This window comes from Candidatus Pelagibacter sp. HIMB1506, assembly GCF_052047935.1.
Lineage (GTDB): Bacteria > Pseudomonadota > Alphaproteobacteria > Pelagibacterales > Pelagibacteraceae > Pelagibacter.
This window is the reverse complement of sequence record NZ_JBNAIS010000001.1, coordinates 1472575-1492500: the sequence shown is the minus strand read 5'-3', so window position 1 is coordinate 1492500 and position 19926 is coordinate 1472575. Positions and strand designations below refer to the sequence as shown.

General features: G+C 29.6%; 17 protein-coding genes, 1 rRNA gene and 1 riboswitch (1 of these 19 only partly in view). Of the genes, 4 read left to right on the top strand and 14 right to left on the bottom strand.

Features of this window, described 5'->3' with window-relative positions; translation table 11 throughout:
* Positions 1-584 (bottom strand): 16S ribosomal RNA (locus tag ACTTA8_RS07960); it reaches 891 nt to the left of the window's first position.
* A 337-nt stretch (positions 585-921) separates the two neighbouring features.
* Here ACTTA8_RS07960 and ACTTA8_RS07955 point away from each other — a divergent pair.
* Entirely contained in the window at positions 922-2214 is a 1293-nt protein-coding gene (locus ACTTA8_RS07955; RefSeq protein ID WP_440655380.1) for a peptidoglycan DD-metalloendopeptidase family protein, read from the top strand.
* Here ACTTA8_RS07955 and ACTTA8_RS07950 read toward each other — a convergent pair.
* Genes ACTTA8_RS07950 through ACTTA8_RS07930 form a run of 5 tightly spaced genes read right to left on the bottom strand, consistent with a single transcriptional unit; the run spans position 2211 to position 6892 of the window.
* Positions 2211-2651: a DUF4167 domain-containing protein gene (locus ACTTA8_RS07950; protein WP_440655378.1), complete on the bottom strand. Its 441-nt coding sequence runs from the start codon at positions 2649-2651 to the stop codon at positions 2211-2213. The genes ACTTA8_RS07955 and ACTTA8_RS07950 overlap by 4 nt on opposite strands.
* A gap of 11 nt (positions 2652-2662) precedes the next feature.
* Positions 2663-3505: a peptide chain release factor N(5)-glutamine methyltransferase gene (gene prmC / locus ACTTA8_RS07945; protein WP_440655376.1), complete on the bottom strand. Its 843-nt coding sequence runs from the start codon at positions 3503-3505 to the stop codon at positions 2663-2665.
* Positions 3506-4579, bottom strand: a complete 1074-nt coding sequence (prfA, locus tag ACTTA8_RS07940; RefSeq protein WP_440647153.1) for a peptide chain release factor 1 — start codon at positions 4577-4579, stop codon at positions 3506-3508. It lies immediately after the preceding gene.
* 2 nt (positions 4580-4581) lie between these two features.
* Positions 4582-5676 carry a flavodoxin-dependent (E)-4-hydroxy-3-methylbut-2-enyl-diphosphate synthase gene (ispG, locus tag ACTTA8_RS07935; protein WP_440655374.1) on the bottom strand — a complete coding sequence of 365 codons (1095 nt, stop codon included), beginning with the start codon at positions 5674-5676 and terminating at the stop codon, positions 4582-4584.
* Positions 5677-5680: 4 nt separating this feature from the next.
* Positions 5681-6892 (bottom strand): aspartate kinase, encoded by a 1212-nt coding sequence (locus tag ACTTA8_RS07930; protein ID WP_440655372.1) that lies wholly within the window; start codon positions 6890-6892, stop codon positions 5681-5683.
* Between the two features lie 76 nt (positions 6893-6968).
* On the opposite strand from ACTTA8_RS07930, the gene ubiG reads away from it, so the two are divergent.
* Entirely contained in the window at positions 6969-7691 is a 723-nt protein-coding gene (gene ubiG, locus ACTTA8_RS07925) for a bifunctional 2-polyprenyl-6-hydroxyphenol methylase/3-demethylubiquinol 3-O-methyltransferase UbiG (protein ID WP_440655370.1), read from the top strand.
* Here ubiG and ACTTA8_RS07920 read toward each other — a convergent pair.
* Both ACTTA8_RS07920 and argJ read right to left on the bottom strand, forming a co-directional pair.
* Positions 7688-8116: a DUF1178 family protein gene (locus tag ACTTA8_RS07920; protein ID WP_440655368.1), complete on the bottom strand. Its 429-nt coding sequence runs from the start codon at positions 8114-8116 to the stop codon at positions 7688-7690. The two genes, ubiG and ACTTA8_RS07920, sit on opposite strands and share 4 nt — an antisense overlap.
* 39 nt (positions 8117-8155) lie before the next feature.
* Positions 8156-9457, bottom strand: a complete 1302-nt coding sequence (argJ, locus tag ACTTA8_RS07915) for a bifunctional glutamate N-acetyltransferase/amino-acid acetyltransferase ArgJ (RefSeq protein ID WP_440655366.1) — start codon at positions 9455-9457, stop codon at positions 8156-8158.
* Positions 9458-9522: 65 nt separating this feature from the next.
* Between argJ and secA the strand changes: the two genes are divergently transcribed.
* A complete protein-coding gene (gene secA / locus ACTTA8_RS07910; RefSeq protein WP_440655364.1) occupies positions 9523-12057 on the top strand; it encodes a preprotein translocase subunit SecA in 2535 nt (844 codons plus the stop codon).
* Between the two features lie 3 nt (positions 12058-12060).
* Here the strand turns inward: secA and ACTTA8_RS07905 are convergent, their stop codons facing one another.
* On the bottom strand, positions 12061-13155 hold the full coding sequence (locus ACTTA8_RS07905; RefSeq protein ID WP_440655362.1) for an acetyl-CoA carboxylase carboxyltransferase subunit alpha: 1095 nt from the start codon (positions 13153-13155) through the stop codon (positions 12061-12063).
* A gap of 104 nt (positions 13156-13259) precedes the next feature.
* Positions 13260-13347, top strand: a riboswitch (glycine riboswitch).
* 79 nt (positions 13348-13426) lie between these two features.
* On the opposite strand from ACTTA8_RS07905, the gene ACTTA8_RS07900 reads away from it, so the two are divergent.
* Positions 13427-15601: a malate synthase G gene (locus tag ACTTA8_RS07900; protein ID WP_440655360.1), complete on the top strand. Its 2175-nt coding sequence runs from the start codon at positions 13427-13429 to the stop codon at positions 15599-15601.
* On the opposite strand, the gene recR is transcribed toward ACTTA8_RS07900, so the two are convergent.
* The 5 genes from recR to kdsB all read right to left on the bottom strand — a co-directional run bounded on the left by recR (position 15576) and on the right by kdsB (position 19856).
* Entirely contained in the window at positions 15576-16187 is a 612-nt protein-coding gene (gene recR / locus ACTTA8_RS07895) for a recombination mediator RecR (protein WP_440655358.1), read from the bottom strand. The two genes, ACTTA8_RS07900 and recR, sit on opposite strands and share 26 nt — an antisense overlap.
* A 3-nt stretch (positions 16188-16190) precedes the next feature.
* Positions 16191-16508, bottom strand: coding sequence for a YbaB/EbfC family nucleoid-associated protein (locus tag ACTTA8_RS07890; protein WP_440653501.1), 318 nt, complete (start codon positions 16506-16508; stop codon positions 16191-16193).
* On the bottom strand, positions 16501-18150 hold the full coding sequence (gene dnaX, locus ACTTA8_RS07885; RefSeq protein WP_440655356.1) for a DNA polymerase III subunit gamma/tau: 1650 nt from the start codon (positions 18148-18150) through the stop codon (positions 16501-16503). The genes ACTTA8_RS07890 and dnaX overlap by 8 nt, the downstream gene beginning before the upstream one ends.
* A 138-nt stretch (positions 18151-18288) precedes the next feature.
* Positions 18289-19125, bottom strand: coding sequence for a prephenate dehydratase domain-containing protein (locus tag ACTTA8_RS07880; protein WP_440655354.1), 837 nt, complete (start codon positions 19123-19125; stop codon positions 18289-18291).
* Entirely contained in the window at positions 19125-19856 is a 732-nt protein-coding gene (gene kdsB, locus ACTTA8_RS07875) for a 3-deoxy-manno-octulosonate cytidylyltransferase (RefSeq protein ID WP_440655353.1), read from the bottom strand. The genes ACTTA8_RS07880 and kdsB overlap by 1 nt, the downstream gene beginning before the upstream one ends.
* Positions 19857-19926: the final 70 nt, after the last annotated feature.

The window sequence follows — 19926 nt, the reverse complement described above, 5'->3', positions numbered from 1 at the left end:
TTAATGGCAGTTCCAGAGTTAAGCTCTGGGATTTCACCACTAACTTTTTCAACCACCTACGAACTCTTTAAGCCCAGTAATTCCGAACTACGCTAGGTCCCTTCGTATTACCGCGGCTGCTGGCACGAAGTTAGCCGGACCTTCTTATTCGGGTACAGTCATTTTCTTCCCCGACGAAAGAGCTTTACAACCCAAAGGCCTTCTTCACTCACGCGGCATCGCTGCATCAGAGTTTCCTCCATTGTGCAAGATTCCCCACTGCTGCCTCCCGTAGGAGTTTGGGCCGTGTCTCAGTCCCAATGTGGCTGATCATCCTCTCAAATCAGCTATTGATCACAGTCTTGGTAGGCCATTACCCCACCAACAAACTAATCAAGTGCAGGCTCATCCAATGGTGCATAAAGCTTTCTCCGTAAAGACTTATCCGGTATTAGCACAAGTTTCCTCGTGTTATTCCAGGCCAAAGGGTAGATACCTACATGTTACTCACCCGTCTGCCACTAAGTATTGCTACTTCGTTCGACTTGCATGTGTTAGGCGTGCCGCCAGCGTACGTTCTGAGCCATGATCAAACTCTCAAGTTTAAAAACGGCGCACACTAGCTTCCATATAAATTCTAAGAATAAAATTTATATGTGATTGAAGTGTGTACGACAAATTTTTGGTAACCTTAACCGTCCACACTTCTCTTCTTAAATTTTAACTTTTAAAATAGCTAATTGAGCAAAAAAGGCTCAATAATCCTCACTAATTTATTGTATTAACAATAATTTTATTGAGAAAGTTCAGTGCTTATAGGCTAAAAATAATGGAAATCAAGCATTTAAGAATAAATTTTAAAATAAAAACATCACATTTTAAGGGCTTTTTTTTGATTTTTATCGATAGCTAAACTAATAATTGTGTTTGCTTTAGTATAAAATGTTAAAAACCCTAATAAATAAGATTAAAAAAAACTTTGAAATTTTTGGCTTAGTTTTATTGATTCTTTTTACTGCTATCTCAACGAGTTATTTTAATTCAACAAAAAAAGTTAGTTCAAAAGTCTATAATAATTTTATTGATAACGTTTACTTTAAAAAAACACTTATTCATATAGTTGAAAATCTTGAGCCAAAATACAAAAAAGTAAAACATAAAATAAAATCTGGTGAAACATTTGATAAAATTTTAGAAAATTATCAAATATCAAAAAAAGAAATATTAGAAATAAAAAATGCTTTAAAAAAAAAAGTTAACCTTAATAAATTGAATACTAAACAAATTATTGAGTTCAGCTTAGATAAAACCAATAATCAAATTGATGAATTTACTTTTCAAATAACAAACAAACAAAAAATATTTTTAGTAAGAGATAATTCTAGCAATACTTTTGATGATAAAATTATATCAATTAAATTGAATAAAGAAATTGTATACAAAGAAAACTTAATTTTACAAAGTCTATATAAAGCTGCAACAGATGAAAAAATACCTGCAAATATTATAATTGAATTCGCTAGGATATATGGGTTTCAAGTGGATTTTCAAAGAGATGTAAGAAAAAAAGATAAATTCCAAATTATGTATGAAGTTTTCCTTAACAATAAAAATAAAATTATTGAAACAGGAGAAATACTTTTTGCTAATTTAAAATTAAGTGGTCAAGATAATAGTCTTTATTATTTTGATAAAGAAGGAAATGAAGGACATTATGATAAAAATGGTAAGAGTGTTAATAAAGCTTTAATGAAAACTCCAATTAATGGAGCAAGACTTTCATCTCCTTTTGGTATGAGAAAACATCCTATAGATGGATACAATAAAATGCATAAAGGTACCGATTTTGCTGCACCAACAGGAACACCTATAATGGCATCTGGTGACGGTGTTGTAAAAAAAGCTGGATGGTGTGGTGGAGGAGGAAACTGTGTAAAAATAAGACATAACTCAACTTATCAAACGGTATATGCTCACATGTCAAAGTTTGCTCGTGGTATTAAAGCAGGAGTAAGAGTAAAACAAGGTCAAACAATAGGTTACGTTGGTTCTACTGGTAAGTCTACAGGACCTCATTTGCATTACGAAGTAATTGTAAATGGAAAAAAAGTTAATTCTCAAAAATTAAAACTTCCTTCAGGTAAAATTTTGAAGGGTAAAGAAAGAAAACTATTTGAAACAAATAAAATTAAACTGGATGTTCTTAAATCAGAAAAAATTATAGGTTTAAATTAATTAGGCTCTGCTGGTGTTTCAGCTTGAATATCTAATTTAGAATTGTCTTTTAAATTTTTTTCAGAAACATCAACATTTTCTGATGGCTTATTTGTTTCTTTTCCACTTTCATCAGATTTCTCCTCTAAATTTCTTTCTTTTTTGAAGCTCTCTCTTTCATTTAGTATTCTCGTAAAATGATCAGCGTGCTGAAGGTAATTTTCAGAAAGAATTTTGTCACCATTTGATAAAGCTTCTCTTGCTAAATCATTGTATTTTTCGATCAATTTTGGTGCATTATGATTGTTTCTTCCTGGAGACTTTCTTTTGAAATTATCGCCATTAGAAAAATTCGAACTAAATTTCTGCCTGTCACTATTAGATTTAAAATTTCTATCATTTCTTCTAAAATTATTTCTTCTATTGTTGTTATTGCTGTTATTCCTAAATGTTACCATGATTTAAATAATTATATTTTTGTGCTGATTATGCATCTATCATTATAAGCAAGATCTTTTAGAGCACTATTTATATAAAAACCCTCTTTATTTAATAATTTAATTACTTTATTTTTTTGGTCAAAACCAATCTCTAAAATAAATTTACCATTTTTTTTAATCAGTTCAGATGATTTTTTAATAACTTTTCTGATTTCTGATAAACCATCTAATCCACCATCTAGTGCTATTTTTGGTTCAAACCTAGCAACTCCTTTATCCAAATATTTTATAATATGTTTTTTAATATAAGGAGGATTAGAAACAATTAAATCATATTTGCCTAAATTAAATTTGTCAACATTAGATTTAAATAATTTAAGTCTAGTATGAACTTTTAAACTAGTTGCATTCATAATGGCTATTTTTAAACAATTTTTGCTTATATCTACTCCTGTTCCATAAAAATCTTTTCTCTCTTTTAATATAGACAAAAGTATACATCCAGATCCTATGCCAATATCTAAAATACTAAGTTTACTTTTATTTTTTGTTAAATTTAAAATATTTTCAACAATTAGCTCAGTATCAGGACGAGGTATTAAAGTATCTTCTGTTACAAAAAATTCTGAATTCCAAAATAACTTTTTATTAGTTAAATACGAAACAGGCTTACCTTTTGATCTTCCATTAATTAGTTTTTGAAAAAAATTTAAATTTATTTCTTCTATTTTTTCCTGAGAATTAAGTATTAAGTATTTTTTATCTTTATTAATTGCTTTTGACATTAAAATTTCTGAATCCAAATAAGGATTTAAACAAAATTTATCTTTCAAAATTTGAGCACCTTGAGTTATTGCTGATTGAATATTCATTTATTTTAAATTACTTAAACTTTCTTCTTGCGCTTGTAGTGTAAGTGACTCTATCATTTCATCAAAGGCTTCGCCTTCAAGAAATTCCTCTAATTTGTGCAAAGTTAAATTTATTCTGTGATCTGTAACTCTACCCTGTGGAAAATTATAAGTTCTAATTCTTTCTGATCTATCTCCAGTACCAATTTTAGTTTTTCTATCTTGTGATCTTTCTTGGTCAATTCTTGATCTTTCAAGTTCATATAATCTTGCTCTTAAAATTTTCATTCCTTTTGCTTTATTTTTGTGCTGTGATTTTTCATCTTGTTGAGAAACTGATAAACCAGTGGGTATATGAGTTATTCTAACAGCGCTATCTGTTGTGTTAACTGATTGTCCGCCTGGACCACCTGCTCGAAAAACGTCAATTCTTAAGTCAGAGTCATTTATTTTTAAATCAACTTCCTCAGCTTCAGGTAATACAGCAACAGTGGCCGCAGATGTATGTACTCTTCCTTGTGTTTCAGTATCTGGTACTCTTTGAACTCTATGTACACCACTCTCATATTTTAATGTTGAATATATATTTGTACCTTTAATAGATGCAATTACCTCTTTTAAACCCCCAGCATCACTTCTTGAAATAGAAATAAGTTCTAATGACCACTTTTTTTTATGACTTACTTTTTCATACATTTTGAAAAGGTCTGAAGCAAATAAACTTGCCTCTAGTCCACCAGTTCCAGCTCTTATTTCTATAATTGCATTTTTTTTATCTGCTTCATCTTTTGGTAGTAGAAATAATTTTAATTTTTTTTCGTTGATCTCATGTTGAGATTTCAAATCAACAAGCTCTAACTCAGCCATATTTTTTAATTCTTTATCTGATGAGTTGTCCTCTAATATTTTCTCTAATTCTTGTTTTTCATTTTCGAACGATAAATATTTTTTAGCATTTAAAATTATTTCATTAACATCCGAATATTCTTTTGACTTTTCAGCAAATACTTTATTATCTAAACTACCTGATGATAGATCTTTTTCTAGTGTAGAATGTTTTGTGATTAATTCTTCAATAGTCTTTGTTGGTATCATTGTTAATTTTCTAATTCAGAGGCTTTTTTTTCAACCTCTGTTACGACTTTATCAACTATGTCATTAGTTAAAACTTTTTCACTTTGTACCCCAGATAAATAAAGCATATTATTACCTTTTCCACCTCCGGTTATACCAATATCAGTTAAAGCAGCCTCACCGGGTCCATTTACAACACAGCCAATTATAGATAGGGTAATTGGGGTTTTTATGTGAGATAATTTTTCCTCTAAAATTTTAACTGTATCAATCACTTGAAATGCTTGCCTTGCACAAGATGGGCAAGAAATTATTTTAACTCCTCTATTTCGTAATCCTAAAGATTTAAGGATTTCATTCCCAATCTTAACCTCTTTCACAGGATCATCTGACAAAGAAACTCTTAAGGTGTCACCTATTCCGTCTAAGAGCAATGAACCTAGTCCTATTGAAGACTTAACACTTCCTGATACGAAACTTCCTGCCTCAGTTATTCCAAGATGAAGAGGATAATCAGTAGCATTCGAAAGCTGTCTGTAAGCTGCAATCGACAAAAATACATCAGATGACTTTACGCTTAACTTGAAATTAAAAAAATCTTGATCCTCTAATATTTTAATGTTTCTTTTTGCACTCTCTACTAATGCCTCAGGGCATGGCTCTTTATACTTTTCTAGAATATCTTTTTCTAGAGAACCTGCATTAACTCCTATTCGAATTGAACAATCATTACTTTTTGCTGCACTTAAAACCTCATAGATTTTATTTTTATCGCCAATATTTCCAGGATTTATTCTTAAACACTTCGCTCCATTTTCTGCAGCTTCTATAGCCCTTTTATAATGAAAATGAATGTCTGCAATTACAGGTATTTGAACATTTTTTGTAATTTCTTTTAAGGCTTTTGAAGAGTCTTCATCTGGGCAGGAAACTCTTACCAGATCAGCACCCTCTTCATGAATTTTATTTATTTGTTTTATGGTAGCTGAAATATCTGTGGTCAAAGTATTAGTCATTGATTGAACTGATATTGGATTGTCTCCACCAACTTTAACACTACCAACTTTAATTACTTTAGTTTTTTTTCGATTTATATTTCTAAATGGTCTTACATTCATAAGTTTAATCTAGTTTAAATTCTTTATGAAGAGCGGCTATTGCTTTTTTTACATTTTTTGATGAAACTAATACTGAAATTTTAATTTCAGATGTTGATATAACTAAAATATTTATTTTTTTTGAAGCTAAAGCTTGAAACATCCTGTAAGTAATTCCAGGTGTAGTAATCATCCCAACTCCAATTATAGAAACTTTGGAAAGATTTTTATCAAAAGAAAGTTTTTTATAAGATATCGATTTATTTTGCTTAATTAATTTCTCGGTTTTTTTCAAATCATCAGATTTAATTGTAAAAGTTAAGTCAGTATCTTTTCCATTTTGAGAAATATTTTGTACAACCATATCAACGTTAATTAAATTTCTTGATAGTGGTCTAAAAACTGAAGCAGCAACACCAGGTCTATCTTTAACTCCCACAATTGTGATCTTTGCATCATTTTTAGTTGAAGATATCCCAGTAATTATTTGATCACTAAACGCTTTTTTAGAACCTGTTATTAATGTACCTGGTTTATTAACAAATGAAGACTTAACTTTAATATCAATGTTATTTAACTTTGCATCTTGAACCGATGTTGGTTGCATCACTTTTGATCCTAAAGATGCCATTTCTAGCATTTCATCATAAAATATTTTTTTAATTTTCTTTGCTTTGTTATGTTGTCTTGGATCAGTTGTATAAACACCATCAACATCTGTATAAATAACACATTCATCAGCTTTAATAAATTTTGCTAACATTATTGCAGTGGCATCAGAACCACTTCTTCCTATCGTGGTAATTCTATTTTCATTATTAATTCCTTGAAAACCTGTGATAATAGGGATCCCACCTTGTTTCACATAATTATTTAATTCTTTTGTAACTATTTTATTTATTCTTGCTCCAGAATAAGGTCCATCAGTAATTATTGGTAATTGCCAAGAAACCCATGACCTAGATTTAAAACCATCATGAGTAAGTCTTCCTGCAATTAAAGCACATGAAACCTGTTCTCCAGTTGAGACAAGTGCATCATATTCAGATCTACTAAAATTATTACTAATTTGCTTGGATTTTTTTACAAGCTCATTGGTAACTCCACTCATTGCTGACGAAATCACTAAAACTCTATTTTTTTTCTTTTTATAAGCAGCTATAATTTTGCATACTTTTTTTATCCTATCGATACTACCAACAGAAGTTCCGCCAAATTTTAGTACAACAGTTTTCATGATCAGTTGAATTAATATAATTTAATTATAAATTGATAAAGTACATCTTAATTGTTATGTCAATTAATTATATATTATGAACAGTATTAATAAAAAAGAAATAGAAAAATTTTCAAATATGGCGGCCGAATGGTGGGATCCAGAAGGAAAATTTAAACCTCTTCATAAATTTAATCCTATAAGAATAAAATATATTAAAGAAAATATAATTAAGGAATTTCAACTTAAAAATAAAAAATATCCTCTTTCTGGAATAAATGTCCTTGATATTGGATGTGGAGGTGGATTGTTATCTGAACCCATGTGTAGATTAGGCGCTAATGTTACAGCAATCGATGCTTCAAATAAAAATATTGCCATAGCAAACTTACATGCAAAAAAAAATAATCTTAAAATAAACTATATATGTTCATCGCCCGAAAAACTAAAAACTACAAAAAAATTTGATGTAATTTTGAACATGGAGATTGTTGAACATGTTGAGGATGTTGATTTTTTTTTAAAATCATGTGCAAACCTTTTAAAAAAAAATGGATTAATGTTTGTTGCAACCATAAATAAAACATTAAAATCTTATATATTTGCAATTGTCGGTGCAGAATATGTTTTAAGATGGCTTCCTATTGGCACCCATGAATGGGAAAAGTTTGTTAAGCCTGAGGAGTTAAAAAGTATACTAATCAAAAACAATCTTAATCTCAAAAAAATAGATGGAATGAACTTTAACATTCTGAAGGATGAATGGAATGTTTCAAAAGATCTATCAGTAAATTATATTGCAGAATTTAAGAAAAACTAATTTTCTTTTTCATCAATCCAAGGCATTAATTGTGTATCTATGCCCTCTTCTTTGAGCTCTTTAACGTCTTTCTGAGAGGCTTTGCCATATATCCCTTTTGTAGGTTTATTACTATTGTAATGAATTGATCTAGCTTCATATGCAAAATTATCCCCAACGTATTTAAAATTATCTTTTATAAACTTTTGATAATTTTTAATTGTTTTTTTAATTTTTTTATACCTCTTAGTATCAAATTTTTCTTCATTTTTAGCTTTTCTACTTATTAGCTGAGGAGCCATTAATGTTTTTTCAACTTTTTCAGAGTTACAGTTGTGACAGATTAAAAGTTTTTTCTTTTTTAATTTTTCATATTCTGATGAAGAAGAGAACCAACTATCAAACTTTAATTCACAGTCGTTACACAAAAGTTTGTATTTAATCATAGTATAGAATTAGTTATCAAAATTTATATTTCAATATGTTCAACTTCTATAATCAGCATTAATCTCAATATAATTTTTTGTATAGTCCATAGTAAAAGCAGTAAAGCTTTTGTTACCAGTAAACAAATCTACAGTGACATCTATATTTTCACCTTTCATATATTCCGCTACTAATTTTTCATCGTAGTTCTTATATAATTTTCCATCCTGAATTATTTGATAGTTTCCAAATTTCAAACCTAATTTATTTAAATTTATTTTTGGTCCTGCTTTTCCTATTGCCATCACTATTCGTCCCCAGTTTGGATCTTCACCTGCAATAGCTGTTTTTACCAAAGCTGAATTTGCTATTGAGAAAGCAATTGTCTTTGCATCTTGTTCACTTTTGCTTTTATTAATATTTATAGTGACAAATTTTGATGCTCCTTCTCCATCAGAAACTACTCTTTTGGCTAAATTTAACAAAACATTGTTTAATGCTCTGTCGAATTTTTTTAGTTTTATGTCATTAATACTTTTAATATTTGAATTGTTTGCTTTATTTGTTGCAAAAATACTAACCATATCATTTGTGCTTGTATCACCATCACATGAGATAGCGTTAAAAGTATTTGTAATATTTTTTTTTAATAATTTACTTAAAATATCATTCGATAAGTTGGCATCAGTAAATATGTATGCCAAGGTGGTTCCCATATTTGGAAATATCATACCTGAACCTTTGGCTACACCATAAATTTTTACCTCTTTATCTCCAATTTTACATTGTTCCATCGCAAGTTTTGGTTTTGTATCAGTGGTCATTATTCCTAAAGCTGCTTTCATCCAAAGAAATTTGTTTTGTGTATAGTTAATTTTTTTAATCAAGTTTGGAATTTGATCTATTATCTTTTCACGTGGAAAGGTTTCACCTATTGTACCTGTGCATCCAAAAATAATTTCCTTTGAAGTAATTTTTTTTGGATAATCTTCATCTTCAACTTGTTTTTTTGATAATTGCTCAGAAGTTAAATCAGCAATTTTTGCAAGACTTTCGTAACCTTGTTCGCCCGTGAAAGCATTTGCATTTCTAGTATTTACAATAAGAGAATAAATTTTTTTTGATTTTTGATTTATATTCCATTTAATATTTTCTGAGATAATTTTTGACTGTGTATAGACAGAGGCATGATTTGCACCATCTCTAAAGTAAAACATTACTAAATCATCTCTTTTAGTTTTGTATAAATCTGCACTTAGAGCTGAAATAGATAAGCCATCTATATGATCAAGGTCCTGGAAATCCATCATTCTGGTATTTTTTGATTTCGAGTTTAAAAAATTTGTTAAATTAATACCCATGATATTTAAAATAATTGTTTAATACATATATTAAACAATATATTTAAAGAATAAATCAAATAGTCATGTTTAACCCACTTAACCTAATTACAAAATTTATCAAATCTAGTAATCAAAAAGAACTAGATAGAATTGGAAAAATAGTAGAAAAAATAAATTCATACGAGGAACAATTCATAAAATTAAACGATACAGACTTTCCAAAAAAAACAGTTGAATTTAAAAATCAATTAAAAAATGGAAAAAGTTTAGACGAGATTCTACCTGAAGCATTTGCATTAGTAAGGGAAGCTGCAAAAAGAACAAGACAAGAAAGACATTTTGATGTTCAACTTATCGGGGGAGTAGTTCTCCACGAAGGTAAAATTGCTGAAATGAGAACGGGTGAGGGAAAAACACTAACTATTGCCTTAGCGGCTTATTTAAATGCGCTTTCTGAAAATGGAGTTCATATAGTAACAGTTAACGATTATTTAGCAAAAAGAGACTCGATGGAAATGGGTATAATATATAATTTTCTAGGTCTTACTTCTGGATTTATAAATAATGACCAAGATGATCTGGAAAGAAAGAAAAACTACAATTGTGACATTACTTATGCAACCAACAGTGAATTAGGATTTGATTATCTAAGAGACAACATGAAGTTTTCTCAAAAAGAGATGGTTCAAAGATCTCATGCATTTTCAATTGTAGATGAAATAGATTCCTGTTTAATTGATGAAGCAAGAACTCCACTTATAATTTCTGGAGCTGCGGAAGATAAAACTGCTCAATATCTAGCAATAGATAAACTTGTTAAAATTTTAAATAATAAAGATTTTGAAATAGATGAGAAAGAAAAAAGTATACTTTTAACAAACGAGGGTATTAATAATGTTGAAAAACTTTTTTCTAATTCAGGTATCCTAAAAAATGATAATTTTTATGACCCAGAAAACCTTCATTTAGTTCACCACGTAAATCAAGCACTTCGTGCAAACCATTTATTTGAAAAAGGAAAAGATTACATAGTAAAAGATGGAATTCTTAAAATCATAGACGAGTTGACTGGTAGAATTTTAGAGGGAAGAAGATTTGGAGATGGACTTCATCAGGCTCTTGAAGCTAAAGAAAAAATTCAGATACAAGCTGAAAATCAAACTTTAGCATCTATTACCTATCAAAATTATTTTAAACTATACAATAAAATATCAGGTTGTACCGGTACTGCAGTAACAGAGTCTGAGGAATTTTTTGAGATATATAATCTTTCAGTAGTTGTAATCCCAACAAATAAAGAAATGATCCGAAAGGACTATAATGATTTAATCTTTAGAACTGAAAAAGAAAAAAATGATGCAATAATTAATAAGATCATTGAAAAACATGAAATTGGTCAACCAATTTTAGTTTTCACATCTAGTATCAACAAGTCTGAAGTTTATTCTAAATTATTAAATGAAAAAAATATTAAACACGTAGTTTTAAATGCAAAGAACCATGAAAATGAAGCTGAAATTATTGCAAATGCAGGAAAAGAAAAATCTTTGATAATTACAACCAGTATTTCTGGTAGAGGTGTTGACATCCAGCTTGGTGGAAAAAAAGGATCAATTCCTGATGATCAGTTAAAAATAGATAAAGAAAAAATTAAATCTCTAGGTGGTTTATTTGTAATTGGTACAGAAAGAATGGAGTCTAGAAGAGTGGACAATCAGGCAAGAGGAAGAGCTGGACGACAAGGAGATGAGGGTAGTTCTGTATTTTATGTAAGTTTAGAAGATGATTTGATGAGAATTTTTGGCTCAGAATCTATGAATAATATGCTTGAAAAACTTGGTTTAAAAGATGGTGAAAGTATTGATCACCCTTGGATCAACAAAGCATTAGAAAGAGCTCAGCAGAAAGTTGAAGCCAGAAATTTTGATATCAGAAAAACACTTATCAAATTTGACAATGTTTTAAATGACCAAAGACATGTTGTGTTTTCTCAAAGAAAAAATGCAATGAATAGTGAAAATATTTTTGATTATTCCGACGAATTTTTAAAAGAAATATCAGAAGATTTGATAAAATTAAAAATTCAAAACCTATCTAATCCAAAAAGTAATGAATTTAACAATAAAGTTAGGCAAATTGTTGGGAAAAGTTTTAATGATACTGAACTTGAAAGTTTGATTTCTGCAAAAGATAATGAACTGAAAGAGCAAATATCCTCAAAATTTAATGAGACACGTAATGAAAGAATTAAAGTTCTAAACGAGCAACATGCAAAAGAAATTGAAAAAAGAATATTTTTGCAAACAATAGATTTGAATTGGAAATCACATATACAATATTTAGAACAACTTAGACAAGTGATTGGATTAAGATCTTACGGTCAAAGAGATCCTTTAGTTGAATATAAAAAAGAAGCTTTTGATTTATTTTCAAATTTATTAGAAAAACTAAAATTAGACTACGTTACAATTTTAATGAATTTAAAAGTTATAACAGAAGAAAGATCTTCCAATGAGGAAAGAGTAAATCCAAAACCACAAGCCAAAAAAATGGGAAGAAATGAACCTTGCTTCTGTGGATCAGGCAAGAAGTTTAAACATTGCCATGGAGCTTTGTAATTCTTAAAAAAGAAAAAATAAAGAAGCTAAAAATAATAAACCTACACCAATACCAAATAATAATTTTTTTGATTTGAAAATGTTATCAAAACTATTTTTCTTAATGGTCAAATTACTTAAATCTTCTACATTGCTCATAAAACCATCATTTCTTCCAATTTTTAAAAATTTATTTTTTCTTTCATTCATTATATCTTCTGACGTCATTTCTTTGTATTGATCTAAATTTGTAGAAATAGATTTTCTAACGTTATCAAGCATCAGGTCTCTATCCCTGTGAGCACCACCTAAAGGTTCTGGGATTATTTCATCAATAACTTTTAATTTTAATAAATCTTTTGCGGAAAGCTTCATTGCTTTTGCTGCATCAAGCATTTTTTTTGGATCTCTCCATAATATAGTTGCACAGCCTTCAGGAGATATAACTGAATAAATAGCATTTTCTAGCATGATAACTTTGTTAGACGATGCTAATGCAATCGCACCACCTGATCCACCTTCACCTATAATTATTGCAATAGTTGGAACCTTTAGTTCCATGCAACATTCAATTGATTTTGCTATTGCCTCAGCTTGACCTCTTTCCTCTGCACCAACACCAGGATAAGCGCCTGGCGTGTCTATAAAAGAGATAATTGGAATTTTAAATTTATTTGCTAAATTCATTAAACGAATAGTTTTTCTATAACCCTCAGGTCGCATCATCCCAAAATTTCTTTGAATTCTGCTATCCAAATCTTCACCCTTTTCTTGACCGATAACTAAAACTGACTGACCATTAAATTTTGCAAAACCAGTAAGTACAGATTTATCTTCACCATAATAACGATCTCCAGATAGAGAAATAAAATCTTCGAATAAATTATCTATGAAAAATTTAGACTTTGGTCTGTCTTCATGTCTTGCAACCATGGTGGTTTGCCACGGATCTAGGTTTGAATATATATCATTTAATTTTTGATCTAACTCAACTTGTGTTTTTGAAATTTTTTGGGTATCCACTTCTGATAATCCCTCTTGATTGTAGGGATCTTTTAATTTTTCCAATTCTGTCTCTAAATCTTTAATCTCAGTTTCAAAATTAAGATAATTTTTCATAATAAGGTTATAGCGGATGGTTAATTCATAAAAAAGGCAATAAAATGATATTTAATTTAAAGTGTAATTGTTATTAATTGACTCTTTTCTAGAAGAAGATACATATTTTGCTATCGGGAGAGACTAATAGATTTAGCACCGAAGGAGCAACCACCCCGGAAACTCTCAGGTAAAAAGGACCGATAGTTGCATAACACTCTGGAAAGAGAATTAATTCCGCCGAAGGAGCAAAACTCTCAGGCAAAAATACAGATGGGGTAATTTAGGTGATATGCAAGAAAAATATATAAATATAAATACTTTAAAAGTATCTGAAAAACTTTCTCAATTTATTAGCGACGAGCTATTAAAAGAAACAGATCTATCTGTTGATAATTTTTGGTCAGGGTTCGAGAAAACAGTCAATGAATTAGCACCTAAAAATAAAGAATTAATAAAATTTAGAGAAGACTTACAAAAACAAATAGACAATTGGCATATAAAAAATAAGGGAAATGAATTTAATTTGTCAGATTATAAAAAATTTCTAACAGAAATTGGTTATTTGAAAGAAGAAGGTGACGATTTTGAAATATCAACCCAAAATGTTGATGAGGAAATAACAAGTATTGCTGGGCCTCAACTTGTTGTACCAGTCATGAATGCGAGATACGCATTAAATGCAGCTAATGCTAGATGGATGAGCTTATACGATAGTCTGTATGGAACAGATGTAATTGAACAATCAGAAGATAGCGTATCTGAAAGATACGACCCGTTGAGAGGTGAGATGGTAATAAAATATGGAAGAGATTTTTTAGATAAATATTTTCCATTAGCAGGATTGAGTTGGCAAAAAATTACAAGTTTTGCGGTTAAGTATGGAAAATTTAAAGCTTTAAAAGGTGCTGATATATATGATTTGGTAGATGAGAATAAGTTTATTGGTCATAGGGGTGAAGCTGACAACCCGTCTGCTATAATTTTAAAAAATAACAATTTACATATAGAAATTTTAAAAGATTCAAGAGCTTTTGCGGCTCAACAAGATCATGCTGGGATTAGTGACATAATTTTAGAATCTGCGGTGTCAACTATATGCGATAACGAAGATAGTGTAGCTGCTGTAGATGCAGAAGATAAAATTGTTTGTTACAGAAATTGGCTAGGTCTAATGAAAGGTGATCTAAAATCAAAGTTTGAAAAAGAAGGAAAATTATTTGAAAGAAAACTTAATCCTAATAGAAGCTATATTTCAAAAGATGGAAAAGGTTTAAAGCTTCATGGAAGAAGTTTACTGCTAGTTAGAAATGTTGGTCACTTAATGACTAATCCATCAATAATTTTAAAAGATGGTAGTGAAGTTCCAGAAGGAATAATGGATGCATTCATTACTACAGCCGCTGCCCTTCATGATATTAAGAAAAAAACCAATTCAAGAACTGGTTCTATTTATATTGTGAAACCAAAAATGCATGGACCAGATGAAACTACATTTACTGATTTGCTTTTCTCAAAAGTTGAAGAAGTTTTAGGTTTGCCAAAATACACCTGCAAGATTGGAATAATGGATGAAGAAAGAAGAACTTCAGCTAATTTAAAAGAGTGCATTAGATCGTTAAAAAATAGAGTTTTCTTTATAAATACAGGTTTTCTAGACAGAACTGGTGATGAAATGCACACCTCTATGGAAGCTGGTCCGATGATTAAAAAAGGTGACATGAAAACTTCAAAATGGATTACAGCCTATGAAAATAACAATGTTGATATTGGTTTAAAATGTGGATTTTCTGGAAAAGCTCAAATTGGAAAAGGAATGTGGGCAATGCCTGATAAAATGAAAGATATGATGGAGCAAAAAACTGGACATTTAAAAGCAGGTGCAAATTGTGCATGGGTTCCATCTCCAACTGCTGCGGCTTTGCATTCGCTACATTATCATGAAATAAATATTTTTGATGAACAACAAAAAATTAAAAATAGAGAAGAAGCAAAGCTTGATGATCTTTTAACAATACCTACTGCTGATAGACCAAATTGGTCTGTGGATGAAATTAATAAAGAAATTTCTAACTCAGCTCAAACTTTATTAGGTTATGTGGTCAGATGGATCGACCAAGGAGTTGGGTGCTCCAAAGTACCAGATATAAATAACGTGGGTTTGATGGAAGATAGAGCTACACTTAGAATTTCATCTCAACATATTGCAAATTGGATACATCACGGAATTACAACAAAAATTCAAGTTGTAGAAATTCTTAAAGACATGGCTAAAATTGTAGATGATCAAAATAAAAATAACTCTAATTACGTAAGAATGAGTGATAACTTTGAAAATTCAATTGCATTTCAAACTGCTTGTGATTTGGTGTTTAAAGGAAAAGAACAACCATCTGGTTATACTGAACCTTTGCTGCATTTAAATAGACTTACTAAAAAGTCTAATCTGAATCAGAAACTAAGTTAGACCGATTTTTAAAAGCAGAAAATAAAGTCCCGTCGTCTAAACTTTCAATTTCACCACCAACAGGTAACCCTTGTGCAAGTTTTGTAATTTTTACATTAGAATTTTTTAGACTATCTTGAATGTAATAAGCAGTAGTTTGACCTTCAACAGTTGCACTTGTGGCCAATATAACTTCTTCAATTTTATCTCGATTAACTCTCTCAACCAACGCGTTTACAAGTAAATCTTCTTTTCTTTGACCTACTGATGAAATGGTGCCTCCCAGAATATGAAAATACCCTTGATAAATATTTGAATTTTCAATCGACCATTGGTCAGCAATATCTTCCACAACACAAATCTTTGAATATTTATTTCTTGTAGTTTCACAATTTATACATCCAGTTGAAATTGATTTAAGTGAACCACAAGAATTACATCTAGTTACATTTTTATAAACTTGAGCCAATGTATTTGCCATTGGTTTTACTAATTCATCGCGGTTATTAATAAGTTTTAAAACAATTCTTTTTGCAGATTTTGGTCCTAAACCTGGAAGCTTTGAAATTAATTTTATTAATTCCTCAATCTCGTTAATATTTTGCATCTGCTATAGTGGCCACTTAAAACCAGGTATTCCAAATCCACCTGTAGCTTTTGATATCTCTTCTGATGTTTTCGACTTTAATTGTGATTTGGCGTTATTATGTGCAGCTACAATTAAATCTTCTATTATTGATTTGTCTTCTTTCATTATTTCATCTGATAGTTTAATTGATTGCATTTCACCTTCTCCATCCAAGACGATTTTTGCTGAATTTGAGCCAGAAATACCCTCTACTCTAATCTCTTTAATTTTTTGCTGACTCTCTTTCATTTTTGCTTCAAGTTCTTTTGCTTTGTCTAATATTTTATTAAAATCAGTCATTATTTTTATCCTCCTTAATTATCGATTTAACATCTACCAGTTCTGCATCAGGAAAATTTTCCATAAAGTTTTTATAAATTTCAGTTTGTTTAGCTTTTTCAATTAATATTTTTTTTTCATTTTCTTTCTTTTCTCTAATTGAAAGATCTCCTTTTGATTTACTAAGTGTGATAATCCATCTTTCTTTTGTCCATTCAAAAAGCTTTGTGGAAAGATCTTTTACAAAATCTTTATCTAGGCTGTCATTAAATGAAATCTCAATCCTATTTTTTTCAAATTTGACCAAATTGACATTTTTCTCTAATTCAAATTTAAGTTTTAATTCTCTTTTACTTGTGCAAGTAGCAATTAATTCATCAAAAGAATTAATTTGAGTTTTAATTTCTGCTTTAACTTCAGTTTGTATTTCAGGATTCTTTTTTTCTTCTTGAGAAATATTTTTTATTTGATCAATAATTTTAGCCTCTGTTTTTATTTCAATTTTGCTAGTTGAATTTTCTTCTGTAGGTCTAGTGTCTATTTCTTTAGTTTGTTTTACAGAACTTAAGTGCATTAATCTAATCAAAAACATCTCAATTGATAAATTTTGATTTGATACAATATCTAATTCTTCTAACGACTTGATAGAAAATTGCCAAAATAAAATTAATACTTCTGGTTGGATTTGATTAGAAATGTTTTTTATTTTATTAAATTCTTCATCATTAAGAGAAAAATTTGTGCTTTCTAAAGTTAGAGAATTTATATTTTTAAAGTAGTATAACAGCTCTAAAAAATCATTTAAAAATATTTTTGGTTCAACTCCTTGATCATATATTTTTCTGTAAATTTTTATTACCTTTTCTTCTTCTCCTCTCAATATTAATTCAAATAAATCAATTAATTGTGATTTATCAAAATAACCAAAAATCTTCTGAGCAGAATTTAAATCTAGTTCTTTATCATTATCTAAACTCAATAATGCTCTATCTAATAGAGATAATGCATCTCTTACTGAGCCTTCAGATATTTTTACAATTAATTTTAGAGCGTCATCAGTAACTTTCCCGTTTTCTTTATCTTTAATTTTTTTTATAAATTCTAATAATTCTGATGATTTGATTCTTGATAAATCAAACCTTTGGCATCTGGATACTATCGTTACAGGAATTTTTTTAATATCTGTTGTTGCAAATATAAATTTTAAGTATGAGGGGGGCTCTTCTAATGTTTTTAATAAACCAGCAAAAGCTTGTTTGCTCAACATATGCACTTCGTCAATTATAAAAATTTTATATTTTGCTGATGTTGGAGCATATCTTGAAAATTCTATAAGCTCACGTATGTTATCAATTCCGGTGTGACTGGCTGCATCTATTTCCATTACATCAATATGGCTTGAACTAATTATAGACTCACAATTCTCACAGAAATTATCTTTACATAATTCATCGATACCATTTTTACAATTAAGAGCTTTTGCTACAATTCTTGCGGTTGTAGTTTTTCCAATCCCTCTAATTCCAGTAAACAAATATGCATTAGGTACTTTGTCAGCTTTTATTGAATTTATAATTGTTTCAGCAACAACTTCTTGACCAATAAGATCATCAAATATTTGAGGTCTATATTTAAGAGCTAGTACTTTTGAATTGTTATTCATAAATTTTTTAAGGAGACTAGAACCTGAATAACTGTCTCTACGACTGCTTCCGTTAAGATCTGGTCGGGTTCAAGCAGCATCCACCTCTAGCCTCCAAATCTATTATAGCAGTTAAAATTTCTAATCTACAAGAAAAGATTATTGTTTTTTTTGTCTCAAACTATCGGCTTCAAAAACACCCAGGACGTGAAAATCCTCACAATGTAAGCCTAGTTCCTCAAGAGATTTTTGAACCTTTGGATCTTCAATATGTCCATCTAAATCACATAAGAAAAAATAAGAATCGAAAGAATTTTTTTCAGGATAACTTTGAAGCTTAGTAAGATTTACTCCATTGATAGCAAATCCTCCAAGAGATTGATAAAGAGCTGCAGGTTTACTTTTTAGTTTAAATAAAAATGAAGTTATATATTTTTTATTTCCAAATTCAGGTTGAGATATATTTTTTCCCATAACAAGAAATCGAGTTAAATTTCCACTCTCGTTTTCTATATTTTTTTTAATTACATCAAGATTATAAATTTCAGCACTTAGAGATGATGCTATTGCCGCTTGTTTTTTGTCTTTTGTTTTAGAAATCATCTCAGCTGACCCAGCTGTGTCGGCTCTAATATGTTCAGCAATATTATTTTCTTTTATGAAATTTGAACATTGCGACAAACCCTGTGCATGAGAATAAACTTCTTTTATATCAGACAGTTTAGCTCCCTGTTGGCCTAATAAATTATGTTCAATTTTTTGAAAGTGCTCTTGGTAAATATTCAACCTGTGTTTAAAGATCAAATATTCAATTCCTATATTTCCTGTAATTCTATTAGACTCTGGAATTATTATTCTACAATCAGATTCTTCTGAAGCTTTATTAAAACAATCATCAAAAGTTTTACAAGGTAAAATTTCAGCATCAGGGTCGATTGATAATGCTGCTAAATGAGAATAAGCTCCAAATGTTCCTTGAAAATATATTTTACCCATCAGGACTTATATTCCATAATTTTTTTCAAGGCTAGATAATCTTCCTCTGTATCAACTCCTATAGGGGCTTTGCTTGCTAGAGCAACATTTATTTTGATATTATTGTCTAGAGCTCGAAGTTGTTCTAATTTATTTTCAATTTCATTTTTTGATTGTGGTAATTCAACAAAGTTTTTAAGAATTTGTGATGAATAACAGTAAATTCCAATATGGTGATAAATATTTGAGGTATCTTCAGATTTCCTTAAAAATATTTTTGCTTTAGAAAACGGGTCATCTTCTAAATTATTTTCAGTAATAACTTTAACTATATTTTCGTTTGTTAAATCTAATTTATCTTCAACTTTAGCAGCCAGAGTTCCTATTTTTGCTTTATGATTTATCATCATTTGGTTCAGATTTACAATATCCTGAATATTTATTGCTGGTTCATCACCCTGAAGATTCATTATAAAATCAACATTATCTAAGTTAAGTTTTTGATAAGCTTCATATATTCGGTCTGTACCAGTTTTATGTTTATTGCTTGTTAAAATCGCATTTCCTCCATTATTTTTTACATCATCGACAATCTCTTGGTCCTCTGCAGCAACAATTACCTCTCCAATATTTGCTTCTTTTGCCCTATTAAATACATGTGAAATAATTGAAATATCATTGATTTTTAATAATGGTTTTCCTGGAAGCCTAGTTGCGGATAATCTAGAGGGTATTATTATAAGAGTTTTCATCAATCACTAATTAAAATAGAGGCAAATTTGTACATTAAATTTTAGTCAAATTTTAATTTATCATGTTATA